16 protein-coding genes and 2 riboswitches are annotated in these 16,886 nt (G+C 44.8%); all 16 genes read left to right on the top strand.

The window, feature by feature from the left end:
* The first annotated feature begins 94 nt into the window (after positions 1–94).
* Positions 95–196: riboswitch (purine riboswitch) on the top strand.
* 145 nt (positions 197–341) lie between these two features.
* The 16 genes from C6348_RS16825 (at position 342) to purD (ending at position 16,793) form a co-directional block, all read left to right on the top strand.
* On the top strand, positions 342–1,667 hold the full coding sequence (locus C6348_RS16825; protein ID WP_034664933.1) for an NCS2 family permease: 1,326 nt from the start codon (positions 342–344) through the stop codon (positions 1,665–1,667).
* Between the two features lie 219 nt (positions 1,668–1,886).
* Positions 1,887–2,687, top strand: coding sequence for a hypothetical protein (locus tag C6348_RS16820; RefSeq protein ID WP_106043788.1), 801 nt, complete (start codon positions 1,887–1,889; stop codon positions 2,685–2,687).
* 202 nt (positions 2,688–2,889) lie between these two features.
* Positions 2,890–3,444 carry a DUF2179 domain-containing protein gene (locus C6348_RS16815; protein WP_024424505.1) on the top strand — a complete coding sequence of 185 codons (555 nt, stop codon included), beginning with the start codon at positions 2,890–2,892 and terminating at the stop codon, positions 3,442–3,444.
* Positions 3,441–3,641, top strand: a complete 201-nt coding sequence (locus tag C6348_RS16810; RefSeq protein ID WP_060595676.1) for an NETI motif-containing protein — start codon at positions 3,441–3,443, stop codon at positions 3,639–3,641. The genes C6348_RS16815 and C6348_RS16810 overlap by 4 nt, the downstream gene beginning before the upstream one ends.
* 79 nt (positions 3,642–3,720) lie before the next feature.
* Positions 3,721–3,822, top strand: a riboswitch (purine riboswitch).
* 169 nt (positions 3,823–3,991) lie between these two features.
* Positions 3,992–4,480: a 5-(carboxyamino)imidazole ribonucleotide mutase gene (gene purE / locus C6348_RS16805; protein ID WP_058015578.1), complete on the top strand. Its 489-nt coding sequence runs from the start codon at positions 3,992–3,994 to the stop codon at positions 4,478–4,480.
* Positions 4,473–5,615 (top strand): 5-(carboxyamino)imidazole ribonucleotide synthase, encoded by a 1,143-nt coding sequence (gene purK / locus C6348_RS16800; protein ID WP_106043787.1) that lies wholly within the window; start codon positions 4,473–4,475, stop codon positions 5,613–5,615. The genes purE and purK overlap by 8 nt, the downstream gene beginning before the upstream one ends.
* Positions 5,612–6,907, top strand: coding sequence for an adenylosuccinate lyase (purB, locus tag C6348_RS16795; protein WP_034664786.1), 1,296 nt, complete (start codon positions 5,612–5,614; stop codon positions 6,905–6,907). The genes purK and purB overlap by 4 nt, the downstream gene beginning before the upstream one ends.
* Positions 6,908–6,979: 72 nt before the next feature.
* Positions 6,980–7,702 (top strand): phosphoribosylaminoimidazolesuccinocarboxamide synthase, encoded by a 723-nt coding sequence (gene purC, locus C6348_RS16790; RefSeq protein WP_106038375.1) that lies wholly within the window; start codon positions 6,980–6,982, stop codon positions 7,700–7,702.
* Complete coding sequence (purS, locus tag C6348_RS16785) at positions 7,695–7,949, top strand: phosphoribosylformylglycinamidine synthase subunit PurS (protein ID WP_003214349.1); 255 nt, start codon at positions 7,695–7,697, stop codon at positions 7,947–7,949. The genes purC and purS overlap by 8 nt, the downstream gene beginning before the upstream one ends.
* The gene (gene purQ, locus C6348_RS16780; protein ID WP_106038376.1) at positions 7,946–8,629 is read left to right on the top strand and encodes a phosphoribosylformylglycinamidine synthase subunit PurQ; all 684 of its coding nucleotides are present in this window, start codon (positions 7,946–7,948) and stop codon (positions 8,627–8,629) included. The genes purS and purQ overlap by 4 nt, the downstream gene beginning before the upstream one ends.
* Complete coding sequence (purL, locus tag C6348_RS16775) at positions 8,613–10,844, top strand: phosphoribosylformylglycinamidine synthase subunit PurL (protein WP_106043786.1); 2,232 nt, start codon at positions 8,613–8,615, stop codon at positions 10,842–10,844. Before purQ ends, purL begins: the two co-directional genes overlap by 17 nt.
* On the top strand, positions 10,820–12,250 hold the full coding sequence (gene purF, locus C6348_RS16770) for an amidophosphoribosyltransferase (RefSeq protein ID WP_095286036.1): 1,431 nt from the start codon (positions 10,820–10,822) through the stop codon (positions 12,248–12,250). Before purL ends, purF begins: the two co-directional genes overlap by 25 nt.
* A gap of 95 nt (positions 12,251–12,345) precedes the next feature.
* A complete protein-coding gene (purM, locus tag C6348_RS16765) occupies positions 12,346–13,386 on the top strand; it encodes a phosphoribosylformylglycinamidine cyclo-ligase (RefSeq protein WP_106039488.1) in 1,041 nt (346 codons plus the stop codon).
* The gene (purN, locus tag C6348_RS16760; RefSeq protein ID WP_106043785.1) at positions 13,383–13,952 is read left to right on the top strand and encodes a phosphoribosylglycinamide formyltransferase; all 570 of its coding nucleotides are present in this window, start codon (positions 13,383–13,385) and stop codon (positions 13,950–13,952) included. The genes purM and purN overlap by 4 nt, the downstream gene beginning before the upstream one ends.
* A 15-nt stretch (positions 13,953–13,967) precedes the next feature.
* Complete coding sequence (purH, locus tag C6348_RS16755) at positions 13,968–15,506, top strand: bifunctional phosphoribosylaminoimidazolecarboxamide formyltransferase/IMP cyclohydrolase (protein WP_106043784.1); 1,539 nt, start codon at positions 13,968–13,970, stop codon at positions 15,504–15,506.
* A 12-nt stretch (positions 15,507–15,518) separates the two neighbouring features.
* Positions 15,519–16,793, top strand: a complete 1,275-nt coding sequence (purD, locus tag C6348_RS16750) for a phosphoribosylamine--glycine ligase (RefSeq protein WP_106043783.1) — start codon at positions 15,519–15,521, stop codon at positions 16,791–16,793.
* Positions 16,794–16,886: the final 93 nt, after the last annotated feature.

The following is a 16,886-nucleotide window of genomic DNA, read 5'->3' as shown; positions in this document are numbered from 1 at the left end:
AATTCGTGTAATAAGACGAATGAAGCGGACATTTCTTTGAAAATTGTTCGCTTTTCGTATTGTGTTTTAAAAATGAAGTTGGTACAATAGACACAGAAATCAAATAGATAGAAGTCGTATAATCGCGGGGATATGGCCCGCAAGTTTCTACCAAGCTACCGTAAATGGCTTGACTACGTCAATTCACACTCGTTTGATATAAATCATGCATTGTTCTTGTTTTATGTCACGGTCTGAATTCACACTTGTAGTCAAGCGTCCCAAAACTGTTGGGGCGTTTTTTATTTGACTTGTGAATGGGACAGACTAAAGCAAAAGGACATGAAGGGAGTCAGTTGGCTTTGAAACAGTTTTTTCAGTTTGATGAGTTAGGAACGAATTACCGCAGAGAAATCATCGGTGGTTTAACCACATTTTTGTCGATGGCTTACATTTTGTTTGTCAATCCGATCACACTTGCTTTAGTGTCTGTACCGGATTTTCCAGATAAATTACGAATTGATCAGGGCGCTGTCTTTACAGCGACGGCGTTAGCCTCTGCCGCAGGGTGTATTCTGATGGGGTTGATTGCCAGGTATCCGATTGCGATTGCACCAGGTATGGGTTTGAATGCCTTCTTCGCCTTCTCGGTTGTTCTTGGCATGGGCATCACATGGGAAGCAGCACTTTCTGGTGTGTTTGTTTCAGGATTGATCTTTGTTGCCCTTTCTTTAACAGGTTTCCGTGAAAAAATCATCAATGCCATTCCGGCTGAGCTGAAGCTGGCGGTTGGTGCGGGTATTGGTTTGTTCATTACGTTTGTCGGTCTGCAAGGCTCTGGCATTATCGCCAATAATGATAATACGCTCGTTTCGATTGGAAACATTCACAGTGGTCCTGTCTTATTAACGGTGTTTGGTATCGTTGTGACTGTCATTTTAATGGTTCTTCGAGTGAATGCAGGTGTCTTCATCGGGATGCTTGTGACAGCTATTGCAGGAATGATCGTTGGTCTTGTACCAGTACCGACGCAAATTGTGGGAAGTATTCCAAGCTTATCTCCAACCTTTGGCCAAGCCTTGATTCATTTACCAGAAATTTTCTCAATTCAAATGCTTGTCGTGATTTTAACGTTCTTATTCGTTGGGTTCTTTGATACAGCAGGAACGCTTGTGGCTGTTGCAACCCAAGCTGGTTTAATGAAAAATAATGAGCTGCCGCGTGCAGGAAGAGCACTTCTGGCGGATTCATCTTCAATCGTTGTAGGTTCTGTCCTTGGAACATCCACAACGACATCTTATGTTGAATCCAGCTCAGGTGTAGCTGCTGGTGCGCGTTCTGGATTTGCAGCTGTCGTAACAGGTATTTTCTTCTTACTTGCGATGTTCTTCTCGCCGCTATTATCCATCGTTACATCGAATGTGACAGCACCTGCTTTAATCATTGTCGGTGCACTGATGGTCGCTCCGCTTGCGAAGATTGCCTGGGATCGTTTTGAAATTGCCGTACCAGCCTTCTTAACGATGATTATGATGCCACTCACATACAGTATTGCAACAGGGATCGCGGTTGGCTTTATTTTCTACCCGATTACGATGATCTTTAAAGGGAAAGCCAAAGAAGTACATCCGATTATGTACGGGTTGTTTGTGATCTTTATTCTTTACTTTGCGTTCTTAAATCATTAATTATTCGCCTGAAACAGCAGCTCATGGAAGCTGCTGTTTTTTTGTTTTTGTCTTATTTTCTTACCATTTTAAAACCTCTGCTGCCCTTTATCCGTCTATTCGTATGAACGTCAAGGCATCTTGACTGAACAGAGAGACTCCGCTACTTTAAGAGGAGTCATCCGAACAGGTCATTCGTATGAGCCTGTAAGGATTGTGCTGGATAGGAGTTGATATGAGATGTTAGAAAAAGATGAAGAGCAAAGTACATCAGACTTAAAAAATGAAGAGCCATCAATAGATCAAGAAACGAGGCAATCCCGCCTCAGCAGAAGTGCCGCAAAACGTGGAAGAACCTCGAAAGCAAAAGCAGCAGCGGCTGATGAGCGTTCTGCCATTCAGCGTATGCTGCAAGGTGTAGGAGGCGCGTTTAAGCGCTATGGCTCATATGGACTTGAGATGTTAAAATCACCGAGTCGAGCAATCAATCAAGCGGAAACATTACGGATGAAGTACGCCTGGATTTCGATTGTGTTATGCAGCGTGTTTTTTGCTTTAGGCAACTATGTTCAATTAAAGGCGTCAAAGACCCGTTTATTAGGCTTTGGCATTCATTACTCTTTTGGTGACGCCTTTTTGAGGATAGCGGTCTTTACACTCATCCTGTTGACATTGATGATGCTTACCGTCTGGTTACTCGGAAAGTACATGCTAAAAGGAAACATATCACTGAAAGAAGTGATCATGAAGTTTGGTGCCGCCCTTGTGCCGGTTTTGGTTTTATCCATCCTTTGGCTTGTATTTGCCATGATGAATATTCCATATGTGACGGTCATTTTATCTGTGATGATGTTTTTTGGTCTCCAGTTGATTGCGGTCGTTCTCTTTCGCTCGATCCAATCGGAGCATGAAGCGGTGCGCGGTGATTTGATGTATGCGGGCTGGATCTTTTTATTGGTGGAGCTTGTCATCATTGCACTACTCTGGAGCATTGTCGGAGAGTATTTGATTCCATCACTTGTTCCTGTTCGATTTGGATAAACACACTGAAAGCCTCCTTTTTTGAAAAAGGAGGTTTTCATGTTGAGAAGAGGAAAAAACGGGTAAACTCTTGGTAACAAAGACCACCTTTGTTGTCGAAAGATATATGTGTTTTTCTCGCGCAAATTTGATTGTATCAAGGTATGTTCTCTAGTAGAATATGGGGTGCTTTATTTGATTTTTAGTGCAGGGGGTTCGAATCGTGCTTCAACAACTTTTATCCAATGCGTTCACCATGGTTTTGATCATTTTAGTGATTAATATTGTCTATGTTTCTTTTTCCACTATGCGTTTGATTTTAACAATGAAAGGCAGACGGTACGCAGCTGCTTTTGCTGGTACGATTGAAATGCTTATTTATGTCATTGGGTTAAGTATCGTACTTGATAACTTAGATCAGATACAAAATGTCATTGCGTATGCGCTAGGTTATGGGATGGGAATCATTGTCGGGATGAAAATTGAAGAGAAGCTGGCACTTGGCTACACAACTGTTAACGTGATCACAAAAGAATTGGATGTCGATCTCCCAAGACAATTGAGAGAAAAAGGATATGGTGTCACCAGCTGGGTAGCAGGCGGTCTTGAAGGAGACCGGACAGCATTGCAAATTTTAACACCGAGAAAATATGAACTGCAATTATATGAAACGATTAAAACGCTGGATTCAAAGGCGTTTATCATTTCGTATGAGCCCAAATCGATTCACGGCGGCTTCTGGGTGAAGGCTGTGAAGAAAAGGAGAATTAAAGAATGACCGCAAAACCAAAGAAGAAGAAATTCTATGTGGAAGACAACATGTCGATCGATCAAGTGTTGTCCCAGATGGCAGCGGAAGGCTACTCGCCTGTCCGTCGAATGGAGGAACCGATTTTTCAGGAAAAGAAGGAAAATGGGTCGATTCAGATCATTCCGATTGGGAAAAAAATCGTATTTGAAGGAAAAATAGTCTAAATCCGAACATTAAAACGACGACTTCATAGATTGTTCGATAAATCCGTTGACATCACGAACATCCGTTGTTAAGATAAACATGAAATCAAAACACGAGCCTCATATAATCTTGGGAATATGGCCCATAAGTTTCTACCCAGTTACCGTAAATGACTGGACTATGCAGGATAGTGAACAAAACTGACATGGCGTTTCAAAAGCGAACAGCGCTTACCATGGCCCGGTTTGTGTTGCTTCCTAACAATGCAATGCAAATCGGGCCTTTTTGTTCGGCGTTTGACAAGCTGCTTAGGTTTGGGAAGCGTGTCAAACGATACAAAATCGAATATCAGCTTAAAGGTGGGGACAAAATGAAGCCGCTTGTAGGTGTCATCATGGGAAGTACATCTGATTGGGAAACAATGAAAAATGCGTGCGATATCTTAGAGGAATTAGACATTCCGTATGAAAAACAGGTGGTATCCGCACACCGGACACCTGACTTGATGTTTGAATATGCGGCAGAAGCAAGAGGTAAAGGACTAAAAGTCATCATTGCCGGTGCTGGAGGCGCAGCACATTTACCGGGGATGGTCGCAGCGAAAACGACACTGCCGGTCATTGGTGTGCCCGTACAATCGAAAGCACTAAATGGGCTGGATTCCTTATTATCCATCGTTCAAATGCCAGGGGGTGTACCGGTTGCTACAGTGGCGATTGGCAAAGCCGGTGCAACAAATGCAGGGCTACTTGCCGCGCAAATGATTTCAGCATTTGATGAAACAATCGCTGCTCGCCTTGAAGAAAGAAGAGAGCAAACAAAACAGACTGTACTAGAAAGCAGTGATCAGCTTGGCTAAGCAGACCATTTTTCCAAACGCAACCATCGGTATTATCGGCGGAGGACAGCTTGGCAGATATATGGCCGTCAGCGCAAAGCAAATGGGATACCGGGCAGCTGTGTTAGATCCAGTCGCACAATCTCCTTGTGGACAGGTTGCTGATACAGAAATCACAGGTGCATATAGTGACCTCGAAGCGATTCGACAGCTGGCAGAAATCAGCGATGTCGTGACATATGAATTTGAAAATATTGATTATGATGCACTCAATCAATTGAAGGAAGAAGCCAATTTACCGCAAGGAAGTGAACTTCTTCTTTTAACTCAAAATCGTGAAACGGAGAAAAAAGGGATTGTAGACGCAGGCTGTGAAGTCGCGCCTTATCGCATCATTCATGATGAAAAAGAGCTGGAAGACGCAGTGGCCGTGCTTGGTTTGCCAGCCGTGCTGAAAACATGCAGAGGCGGCTACGACGGAAAAGGGCAGTATGTGATCAAGGAAAAAGGACAGCTTCATGAAGCAGCAGCATTGCTCACACATGAAACTTGTATTTTAGAAAGCTGGGTCCCATTTCAAATGGAGCTCTCGGTGATCGTCACTCGTTCTATTCATGGGGAGATTGCGGTATTCCCAGTCGCTGAGAACATTCATAAGCATAACATTTTGTTCCAAAGCATTGTGCCTGCAAGGGTAGAGGAACGCTTTCAGAAGAAGGCAAAAGAACTGGCAACGACACTGGCTGAAAAGCTGGGGCTAGTCGGTACACTTGCTGTAGAACTGTTCCTGACAAACGAAGGAGAGCTGCTCGTCAATGAACTGGCGCCTCGCCCGCATAATTCTGGTCATTATACGCTCGATTTATGTGAGACGAGTCAGTTTGAACAGCACGTTCGCGCGATATGCGGTTTGCCGCTTGGCGGTACAGCCCTTTTATCAGAGGGCATGATGGTGAACTTATTAGGCGATGAAGTGGACATCCCAACAGAGCATCCTGAGCTTCTCAAAGAAGCGAAGCTTTATCTATATGGAAAGCATGAAGTAAAAGCCGGCCGCAAAATGGGGCATATGACATTTATGAAACAGCTTGATGATGAATGGATGACAAACATCACAAAGATATGGACTGAAAGAGATGGAGGAAACGGGAAATGATCGAACGTTACGCACGACCAGAAATGTCAGCAATCTGGACAGAGGAAAACAAATTTAATGCATGGCTTGAAGTAGAAATTCTCGCTTGTGAAGCTTGGGCAGAGCTTGGTGTTATTCCGAAAGAAGACGTTGTGACCATGCGCAAAAATGCAAGCTTTGATATTGATCGTATTCTAGAGATTGAACAAGACACGCGCCATGACGTGGTAGCCTTTACGCGTGCTGTATCTGAATCTCTAGGAGAAGAAAGAAAGTGGGTTCATTACGGGTTAACATCTACAGATGTAGTGGATACGGCGCTTTCATATCTATTAAAACAGGCGAACGATATCTTGCTCAAGGACATTGAGAGATTTGTTGACATCCTAAAAGAAAAAGCAAAAGAGCACAAATATACCGTCATGATGGGCCGTACACACGGTGTACACGCTGAACCGACAACATTTGGCCTGAAGCTTGGTCTGTGGTACGAAGAAATGAAGCGTAACCTAGAACGTTTTAAACAAGCAAAAGCTGGCATCGAGTACGGCAAAATTTCTGGTGCTGTTGGCACATATGCGAACATCGACCCGTTTGTTGAGCAATATGTATGTGAGAAACTTGGCATCAAAGCTGCACCAATTTCAACCCAAACCTTGCAGCGTGATCGCCATGCAGATTACATGGCTACTCTTGCGCTCGTCGCAACAAGCATTGAGAAATTTGCTGTTGAAATTCGTGGACTTCAAAAGAGTGAAACACGTGAAGTAGAAGAGTTCTTCGCAAAAGGACAAAAAGGATCATCAGCGATGCCGCATAAACGGAACCCAATCGGCTCTGAAAATATGACGGGAATTGCCCGCGTCATCCGTGGATATATGCTGACAGCTTATGAAAATGTACCGCTTTGGCATGAGCGTGATATTTCTCATTCCTCTGCTGAGCGCATCATTTTACCAGATGCAACGATTGCACTGAACTATATGCTGAACCGTTTCTCAAACATCGTGAAGAACTTGACGGTCTTCCCTGAGAACATGAAACGCAACATGGACCGCACACTTGGCTTGATTTACTCACAGCGCGTTCTTCTTGCATTAATCGATACAGGCATGGCACGTGAAGAGGCATATGATACGGTTCAGCCGAAGGCGATGGAAGCGTGGGAAAAGCAGGTGCCATTCCGTTCATTAGTAGAAGCGGAGGAAAAAATCACATCACGCTTAACACCTGAACAAATCGCTGACTGCTTCGATTACAACTATCACTTGAAAAATGTCGATATGATTTTCGAACGTCTAGGTCTTGCGTAAGAAATGGGCCGCCTGCTTGTCAGGTGCCCAATCCTGAAAATTGCCAACATTCAAATTAGGAGGCCAACCTGAATGACTGTGAAACAAGAACTTCTCTACGAAGGCAAAGCGAAAAAAATCTATCAGACCGATGACGAGCATATTTTATATGTCGAATATAAAGACTCAGCGACAGCATTTAACGGCGAAAAGAAAGCTGAAATCGAAGGCAAAGGCAGACTGAATAACGAAATTTCAAGCTTAATCTTTCAAATGCTGCATGAGAAAGGGATCAACAATCACTTTGTGAAACGACTCTCTGACACAGAACAGCTCATTCAAAAGGTGCAGATTGTTCCGCTTGAAGTGGTTGTACGAAATGTAGTGGCAGGCAGTATGTCAAAGCGCCTTGGCATTCCAGAGGGAACAAAACTGGATACACCATTAATCGAGTTTTACTACAAGGATGATGCACTCGGCGATCCGCTCATTACAGAAGATCATATTCACATTTTAGATGCAGCGACACCAGAGCAGGTCGAGGAAATGAAACAGATCACAAGACAAGTGAATGAAGAGTTAAAGCAAATCTTTTCAGACTGCCATGTGAATTTAATTGATTTCAAGCTTGAATTCGGAATAGATCACGAGAATCGTATTTTGCTAGCTGATGAGATTTCACCTGATACGTGCAGGCTTTGGGACAAAGATACAAACGAAAAGCTTGATAAAGACGTGTTCAGACGAAACCTGGGCGGCTTAACAAATGCATACGAAGAAATTTTCAAAAGACTTGGAGGCCATAAACATGTATAAAGTGAAAATTTTTGTCAGCTTAAAAGAGAGCGTTCTTGATCCACAAGGAAGTGCCGTGCAGCACGCCTTGCACAGCATGTCTTATCAGGAAGTAAAGGATGTCCGTATCGGGAAATACATGGAGCTTGTCATTGAAAAATCAGATCGTGATTTAGACACAGTCGTCAAAGAAATGTGTGAAAAATTACTGGCCAACACGGTGATTGAAGATTACCGCTATGAGGTGGAGGAGGTTGTCGCACAGTGAAGTTTGCAGTGATCGTCTTGCCTGGCTCTAACTGTGATATCGATATGTACCATGCGATTCAAGATGAGTTAGGTGAACAAGTTGAATATGTATGGCACGACGAAACGAGTCTAGACAGATTTGACGGTGTACTCGTACCAGGCGGTTTCTCTTATGGGGATTACTTAAGATGTGGTGCGATCGCTCGCTTCTCTAACATCATGCCGGCGGTGAAAAAAGCAGCTGCGGAAGGAAAGCCTGTTCTCGGTGTTTGTAACGGGTTCCAAATTCTTCAGGAGCTTGGCATTCTTCCAGGTGCGATGAGACGAAATAAAGACTTGAAATTTATCTGTCGTTCAGTTGAACTCATTGTAGAGAACAGCGAAACGCAATTTACAAGCGGCTATCAAAAAGGCGAATCCATTACGATTCCTGTAGCACACGGTGAAGGCAACTTCTACTGTGATGAAGACACTTTAGCGAAGCTCATTCAAAATGGCCAAATCGCTTTCACTTACGGAGACGATATTAACGGCAGTGTCAATCGAATTGCAGGTATAACGAATGAAGAGGGCAATGTACTCGGCATGATGCCGCACCCTGAGCGCGCGGTTGATTCATTACTAGGCAGCGCAGACGGACTTAAATTGTTTCAATCTATCGTGAAAAATTGGAGGGACACTCATGTCACTACTGCTTGAACCAAGTCACAAGCAAATTAAAGAAGAGAAATTGTATCAGCAAATGGGATTGAGTGATGAAGAATTCGCTTTAATTGAATCCATTATTGGCAGACTGCCAAACTACACAGAAACGGGTATTTTTTCTGTCATGTGGTCAGAGCATTGCAGTTATAAAAACTCAAAGCCTGTTTTAAGCAAATTCCCGACAAAAGGAGAGCATGTTCTTCAAGGTCCTGGGGAAGGCGCTGGAATCGTGGATATTGGAGACAACCAAGCGGTTGTATTTAAAATCGAATCACATAACCATCCATCTGCGATTGAACCGTATCAAGGAGCGGCTACAGGTGTCGGCGGAATTATCCGTGATGTATTCTCCATGGGTGCGCGTCCAATTGCTGTATTAAACTCTCTTCGTTTTGGTGAACTGACTTCACCGCGCGTGAAGTACTTGTTTGAAGAAGTAGTGGCAGGGATCGCAGGCTATGGAAACTGTATCGGAATTCCAACAGTCGGCGGAGAGGTTCATTTTGATCAAAGCTATGAAGGCAATCCGCTCGTAAATGCGATGTGTGTTGGATTAATCAACCACGAGGACATCAAAAAAGGGCAGGCCAAAGGTGTCGGCAACACGGTGATGTACGTTGGTGCTAAAACGGGACGTGACGGTATTCACGGTGCAACATTTGCGTCTGAAGAATTTTCTGATGAATCAGAAGAAAAACGTTCAGCGGTTCAAGTCGGCGATCCGTTCATGGAAAAGCTGCTGCTTGAAGCGTGCCTTGAAGTCATCAAAAACGATGCGCTCGTTGGGATTCAAGATATGGGAGCGGCTGGCTTAACAAGCTCAAGCGCGGAAATGGCAAGTAAAGCAGGTTCTGGAATCGAGATGAATCTAGATCTCATTCCGCAGCGTGAAACAGGTATGTCGGCATACGAAATGATGCTGTCTGAATCGCAAGAGAGAATGCTGCTGGTCATTGAAAAAGGCCGCGAACAAGAAATCATTGATATTTTCGAAAAATACGATCTTGAAGCGGTATCAGTCGGTCATGTGACAGACGATAAAATGCTTCGTTTACTCCATCAAGGTGAAGTCGTATGTGAGCTTCCTGTTGACGCTCTTGCAGAAGAAGCGCCGGTTTATCACAAGCCATCAAGTGAGCCTGCATACTATCGTGAGTTTTTAGAAACAAAAGTTGAAGCTCCAGCCATCACAGATGCAGCCGAAACGTTAAAGCAGCTCCTTCAGCAGCCAACAATTGCAAGTAAAGAATGGGTTTATGATCAATACGACTACATGGTTCGGACAAATACGGTTGTTGCACCGGGCTCTGATGCGGGCGTACTAAGAATCCGCGGAACGAAAAAAGCCCTAGCGATGACAACAGATTGTAACGCACGCTATCTCTACCTTGATCCAGAGGTTGGCGGGAAAATCGCAGTCGCTGAAGCAGCACGTAACATTGTCTGCTCAGGCGCTCGTCCGCTTGCAGTGACAGATAACCTGAACTTCGGTAACCCGGAGAAACCAGAAATTTTCTGGCAAATAGAAAAGTCAGCTGACGGGATTAGCGAAGCATGCCGCACGCTAAGCACACCAGTTATCGGTGGGAACGTCTCTTTATATAACGAATCAAATGGAACAGCGATTTACCCAACACCAGTCATTGGAATGGTTGGTTTGGTTGAAGATACTGCTCATATTACGACTCAATCGTTCCAGCAGGCTGGCGATGTGATTTTCGTCATTGGTGAGACGAAGGAAGAATTCGCAGGCAGTGAGCTTCAAAAGATGACAGAAGGCCGTATTTACGGAAAAGCACCAGACATTGATTTGGATGTAGAGCTCACGCGTCAAGAAGCTCTGCTAGCCGCGATTCAAAACGGTCTCGTTCAATCAGCACACGATGTGTCTGAAGGCGGACTTGGTGTAGCACTTGCTGAAAGTACATTTGGAACAGACGGTCTTGGCGCTGATATCCAAATCGATTTAAACAGCGAAGCTTCCTTATTCAGTGAAACACAGTCACGCTTTGTTGTCACAGTCAGACCAGAGCACCGCGAAGCGTTTGCTGCGACTGTCAAAGATGCGAAAGAAGTCGGAACGGTCACAAATGATGGTGTATTTACCGTCAAAAATCAAGAAGGACAACAATGGATTCATGCAGCGGTCAACGAGCTTGAACGTGCATGGAAAGGAGCGATCCCATGCTTGCTGAAATCAGAGGCTTAAATGAAGAGTGTGGTGTCTTTGGGGTTTGGGGACACGAAGAAGCCCCGCAAATCACATATTACGGATTGCATAGCCTTCAGCACCGAGGACAAGAAGGTGCGGGAATCATTGCAACAGATGGTGAGAACCTGACATCACACAAAGGCCTTGGACTGATTACGGAAGTCTTTCAAAACGGTGAGCTAAAGGATTTGAAAGGAAAAGGGGCGATCGGACACGTTCGGTATGCGACAGCAGGCGGAGGCGGCTTTGAAAATGTGCAGCCCCTCTTCTTCCGCTCGCAAAACAACGGCAGTCTTGCCCTTGCTCATAATGGAAACTTAGTGAATGCAACGCAGTTAAAGCAGCAGCTAGAGAACCAAGGGAGCATTTTCCAGACCTCTTCTGATACCGAAGTGCTGGCTCATTTAATTAAGCGCAGCGGGCATATTGAATTAAAAGAGCAGATCAAAAATGCGCTGTCCATGCTGAAAGGAGCATATGCTTTCTTAATCATGACGGAAACAGAAATGATCGTGGCTCTTGATCCGAACGGCTTACGCCCGCTTTCACTTGGTATGCTTGGAGATGCTTATGTTGTCGCTTCTGAAACATGTGCATTTGATGTCGTCGGCGCTACGTATTTACGTGATGTGGAGCCTGGCGAAATGCTGATCATTAATGATGAAGGCTTGAAATCTGAGCGCTTCTCGATGAACATTAACCGCAGCATGTGCAGCATGGAATACATTTATTTCTCAAGACCTGACAGCAATATCAACGGCATCAATGTGCATAGTGCGAGAAAGAGTCTTGGCAAAAAGCTAGCTGAGGAAGCGCATGTCGAAGCAGATGTTGTGACAGGTGTACCAGATTCCAGTATTTCTGCAGCGATTGGATATGCCGAAGCAACAGGTATTCCGTATGAGCTCGGTTTGATTAAGAACCGTTATGTCGGCCGGACGTTTATCCAGCCGTCTCAAGCATTGCGTGAGCAGGGCGTACGTATGAAGCTGTCTGCTGTGCGCGGGGTTGTCGAAGGAAAACGTGTCGTGATGGTGGATGATTCCATCGTACGCGGTACAACGAGCCGCAGAATTGTCACGATGCTAAGAGAAGCGGGTGCGACGGAAGTCCATGTACGCATTAGTTCACCGCCAATCGCGCATCCATGTTTTTATGGAATTGATACGTCCACACACGAAGAGCTGATTGCTTCTTCTCATTCAGTGGAAGAAATTAGACAGGAAATCGGTGCAGACTCCATTGCATTTTTATCTGTAGACGGTTTAATGGACGGGATTGGCAGGAAGTATGATGATCCGCAGCGCGGTCAGTGTTTAGCATGCTTTACTGGTAAATACCCGACTGAAATTTATGAAGATACAGTTCTTCCGCATGTGAAGGAAACGGTCCTGACGAAATAATCGAATAAAGGAGCAGCAGTCAAGATGAGTTGATATGCTGCTCTTTCATTCTGCCGAAAATACATGGAAAGCAGCAGCTAAAAGGAGTGAATGGGATGTCAGAAGCATATAAAAACGCCGGTGTCGACATCGAAGCAGGGTACGAAGCCGTCAAACGAATGAAAACACACGTAGAACGTACAAAACGAGCAGGTGTTATGGGCGCTCTAGGTGGATTTGGCGGTATGTTTGATCTATCTGAGCTGCCATACAAAAAGCCCGTTCTTGTTTCAGGAACAGATGGTGTCGGAACGAAATTAAAGCTTGCCTTTTTAATGGATAAACACGATACGATCGGCGTCGATGCCGTGGCCATGTGTGTCAACGATGTGCTTGCACAAGGGGCAGAACCGCTCTTTTTCTTAGATTACTTAGCCGTTGGAAAAGCAGATCCGCTAAAAATTGAATCCATTGTCAAAGGTGTGGCTGACGGATGTGAGCAGTCTGGTTCAGCACTTGTCGGCGGTGAGACAGCCGAAATGCCAGGTCTTTACACAGAAGAAGAATATGATATTGCTGGTTTTTCGGTAGGTGTCGTTGAAAAGGACGAAATCGTGACAGGAAACAGCATCAAAGAGGGACATTTGCTCATTGGACTCAGCTCAAGCGGAATTCATAGCAATGGCTACTCTCTCGTTCGTAAAGTCTTGCTGGAAGACGCTGGTCTTGACCTGCATCAAACGTATGAACCTTTTACAAGACCGCTCGGAGAAGAGCTTCTTGAACCGACAAAAATTTATGTGAAGCCCGTTCTCAAACAAGTGAAAGCCGGCAAAGTTGACGGCATGGCACATGTGACAGGCGGCGGTTTTATTGAAAATTTACCACGTATGCTGCCTGAAGGTCTTGGCGTTGAGATTGATAACGGCTCATGGCCAGTGCCACCAATTTTCTCCTTTATTCAAGAAAAGGGTCAGTTGAAGGCAGAAGAGATGTTCAACGTGTTTAATATGGGCATTGGCTTTGTCTTAGCTGTCAAAGAGGACGATCTTGTGGATGTGATTAGTGAGCTTGAACAGGATGGAGAGAAAGCATTTCTCATCGGACGTGTTCAAAAAGGAGAAGGTGTCACATTCGGCGGTGGAAGCCTCTCATGAAGAAGTTTGCGATCTTCGCCTCTGGAAGCGGAACGAACTTTCAAGCCATTATAGATACGTTAAAAGAAGAACAGTGGCAGGCAGAGGCCGCCATTGTGATTTGTGATAAACCGGGTGCGAAGGTGCTGGAGCGTGCTGAGAAAGAGGGCATTGCCTCCTTTGCTTTTACCCCGAAGGCTTTTCAGAATAAAGCCGCTTTTGAACAAACGATCATCGAACAGCTTAGGCTTCATGAAGTAGAATGGGTTTTCCTTGCTGGGTATATGAGACTGATCGGTCCGACATTACTTGAAGCGTATAGAGGGAAAATCGTGAATATTCACCCATCTTTGCTGCCAGCCTTCCCAGGTCTTGATGCCATCGGACAAGCCTATCAAGCAGGCGTCAAAGTGGCAGGCATCACTGTTCATTTTGTCGATGAAGGGATGGATACAGGTCCGATTATTGATCAAGCCGCGATTTATATTGAACAAGGCGAAGAGCTTGAATCGATTGAAAAAAGAATGCATGAACTAGAACACACACTATATCCAAAAGTGATCAAATCACTTTTAGAATTATCTTAATGAGGTGACGAAAGCATGACGATCAAACGCGCATTAATCAGTGTTTCCGATAAAACAAATCTTGTACCTTTTGTGAAAGAATTAACAGAACTTGGTGTTGAAGTCATTTCAACTGGAGGTACACATAAGCTTCTTCAAGAGAACGGCATTGATGTCATTGGGATTTCTGAAGTCACTGGATTCCCTGAAATCATGGACGGACGACTCAAAACGCTTCACCCGAACATTCATGGTGGATTATTGGCAGTGAGAGAAAACGATGAGCATATGGCACAGATTGAAAAGCATGGCATTCAGCCGATTGATCTTGTTGTCGTGAATCTCTATCCATTCAAAGAGACGATCTCAAAAGACGATGTGACGTATGAAGAAGCGATTGAAAACATTGATATTGGCGGACCGGGAATGCTTCGTGCGGCATCGAAAAACCACCAAGACGTCACAGTGATTGTCGATCCTCGTGATTATGGTACAGTCGTTCAGCAGATCAAAGAAGGCGGCGTGCCGCTAGAGAAAAAACGTGAGCTTGCGGCGAAGGTATTCCGTCATACGGCTGCTTACGATGCCCTCATTGCAGATTATTTAACGAACTATGTTGGCGAAACAGAGCCAGAGCAGTTCACCGTCACGTTTGAGAAAAAACAATCCCTTCGTTATGGAGAAAACCCGCACCAAGCGGCGACTTTCTATGAAAATGCTCTTCCAAGCAAAGGCTCTTTGGCTACTGCAACGCAATTACATGGAAAAGAACTTTCTTATAACAATATCAAAGATGCAGATGCAGCTCTTCAAATCGTACGTGAATTTACGGAGCCAGCGGCTGTGGCTGTAAAACATATGAATCCGTGCGGCGTTGGTACAGGAGAAACGATTGCTGAAGCCTTTGACCGTGCATTCAAAGCAGATGAAACCTCTATTTTTGGCGGCATTGTGGCGCTTAACCGTGAAGTAGACAAACAAACGGCTGACGTGCTGCATACGATTTTCTTAGAAATTGTTATCGCCCCATCCTTTAGCCAAGAAGCACTTGACGTGTTAACAGCGAAAAAGAATCTTCGTCTATTAACACTAGATGTAGAAGCGAATCTTGAGAAAAAAGAAAAGCAGCTGACAAGTGTCCATGGCGGACTGCTCGTGCAGGATATTGACACGTACGGCTTAGAGGAAGCAACCATCTCTATTCCAACGAAAAGAGAACCAACAGAAGACGAATGGAAAGATTTAAAGCTTGCATGGAAAGTCGTCAAGCATGTGAAATCAAATGCCATTGTCCTCGCCAAGGATCAAATGACAGCAGGTATCGGCGCTGGTCAGATGAACCGTGTGGGCTCAGCGAACATTGCGATTGAACAAGCAGGTGAAAAAGCGAAAGGAAGCGCACTAGGCTCTGATGCATTCTTCCCAATGGGCGATACAGTGGAAGCTGCTGCGAAGGCAGGCGTCACAGCGATCATCCAGCCAGGCGGTTCCATTCGTGATGAAGAATCGATTCAAAAGGCAGATGAATACGGCATCGCCATGGTCTTCACTGGCGTTAGACATTTCAAACATTAAGGGGATGACAGTGTGAACGTATTAATTATCGGCAGAGGCGGAAGAGAGCATACCATCGCATGGAAAGTGAAGCAAAGTGAACTTGTCAGCCAAGTATTTGTCGCACCCGGCAATGATGGAATGACAGATGCTGCGAAGCTTGTCCCAATCGATGAAGGTAATCATGAGGCATTAATTCGTTTTGCAAAAGATAATGAAATAGACTTAACGATTGTCGGTCCAGAGGTTCCTTTAATTGCAGGTGTAGTGGATGCATTTGAAGAGGCAGATCTAAAGGTATTTGGACCAAATGCAAAAGCTGCGGTGATTGAGGGCTCAAAGGAATTTGCAAAAGACTTAATGAAAAACTATGATATCCCGACCGCCGCTTACGCTACCTTCACATCGTTTGAAGAAGCGAAGGCTTATGTGGAAGAAAAGGGTGCGCCAATTGTCATTAAAGCAGACGGTCTTGCAGCAGGAAAAGGCGTGACAGTCGCTATGACACTTGAAGAGGCGATCGATTGCCTGCATGACTTTTTAGAGGATGAAAAGTTTGGTGATGCGAGTGCATCTGTTGTGATTGAAGAATTTTTAACAGGGGAAGAATTTTCTCTGATGGCCTTTGTCAATGGAGAAAAGGTGTATCCAATGGTGATCGCGCAGGATCACAAACGGGCATTTGAAGATGACAAAGGGCCGAATACCGGCGGGATGGGGGCTTATTCGCCAGTTCCGCAAATTTCAGAAGAAGTCGTCCAAAAAGCGGTGGAAGATGTCGTCAAACCGGCGGCTCGCGCAATGGTGCAGGAAGAGCGTCCGTTTACAGGCATTTTATATGCAGGCTTAATGCTGACACCAGAAGGCTCAAAAGTCATTGAGTTCAACGCACGCTTTGGTGATCCTGAAACGCAGGTGGTTCTCCCTCGTCTTGAATCAGATCTAGTTCAAGTCTTCCTCGACATTCTGGACGGAAAAGATGTGGACTTACAGTGGAAAGACACTGCCGCTGTCAGTGTCGTTCTTGCTTCAGAAGGATACCCGGAGGACTACGCAAAAGGCACACCAATCGGTGCTTTGCAAACAACGGTGTCTGATGTCGTGACCTTCCACGCAGGAACAAAAAAAGAAAACGATCAATTCGTCACAAATGGCGGCCGTGTAGTTAATGTAACCGCATTTGACGATACATTTGAAGCGGCAAGATCAAGAGTGTATGAAGCCGTTGAAGAAATCATGCAGCCAGGTCTATTTTACCGCCGTGACATTGGCGCCCGTGCACTGAAGGCTGCGGGGAAATCGATTTAATCAAAACACCTTTCTATCTGTCGAGATGGAAAGGTGTTTTTTGTTCATGAGAAGGGATGCCGATAGAATATGAAGAAGTAGTATGGGATCACG

Origin of the sequence: Bacillus sp. YBWC18 (assembly GCF_002998775.1) — a bacterium.
Lineage (GTDB): Bacteria > Bacillota > Bacilli > Bacillales > Bacillaceae > Bacillus.
This window is presented reverse-complemented; position numbering and strand designations above follow the sequence as displayed.

What these genes read in the sequence shown, in the direction of transcription:
- C6348_RS16820 (WP_106043788.1), top strand. Translation starts at nt 1,887, where the DNA reads ATGTTAGAAAAAGATGAAGAGCAAAGTACATCAGACTTAAAAAATGAA.
- C6348_RS16810 (WP_060595676.1), top strand. Translation starts at nt 3,441, where the DNA reads ATGACCGCAAAACCAAAGAAGAAGAAATTCTATGTGGAAGACAACATG.
- purE (WP_058015578.1), top strand. Translation starts at nt 3,992, where the DNA reads ATGAAGCCGCTTGTAGGTGTCATCATGGGAAGTACATCTGATTGGGAA.
- purB (WP_034664786.1), top strand. Translation starts at nt 5,612, where the DNA reads ATGATCGAACGTTACGCACGACCAGAAATGTCAGCAATCTGGACAGAG.
- purC (WP_106038375.1), top strand. Translation starts at nt 6,980, where the DNA reads ATGACTGTGAAACAAGAACTTCTCTACGAAGGCAAAGCGAAAAAAATC.
- purS (WP_003214349.1), top strand. Translation starts at nt 7,695, where the DNA reads ATGTATAAAGTGAAAATTTTTGTCAGCTTAAAAGAGAGCGTTCTTGAT.
- purL (WP_106043786.1), top strand. Translation starts at nt 8,613, where the DNA reads ATGTCACTACTGCTTGAACCAAGTCACAAGCAAATTAAAGAAGAGAAA.
- purF (WP_095286036.1), top strand. Translation starts at nt 10,820, where the DNA reads ATGCTTGCTGAAATCAGAGGCTTAAATGAAGAGTGTGGTGTCTTTGGG.
- purM (WP_106039488.1), top strand. Translation starts at nt 12,346, where the DNA reads ATGTCAGAAGCATATAAAAACGCCGGTGTCGACATCGAAGCAGGGTAC.
- purN (WP_106043785.1), top strand. Translation starts at nt 13,383, where the DNA reads ATGAAGAAGTTTGCGATCTTCGCCTCTGGAAGCGGAACGAACTTTCAA.
- purH (WP_106043784.1), top strand. Translation starts at nt 13,968, where the DNA reads ATGACGATCAAACGCGCATTAATCAGTGTTTCCGATAAAACAAATCTT.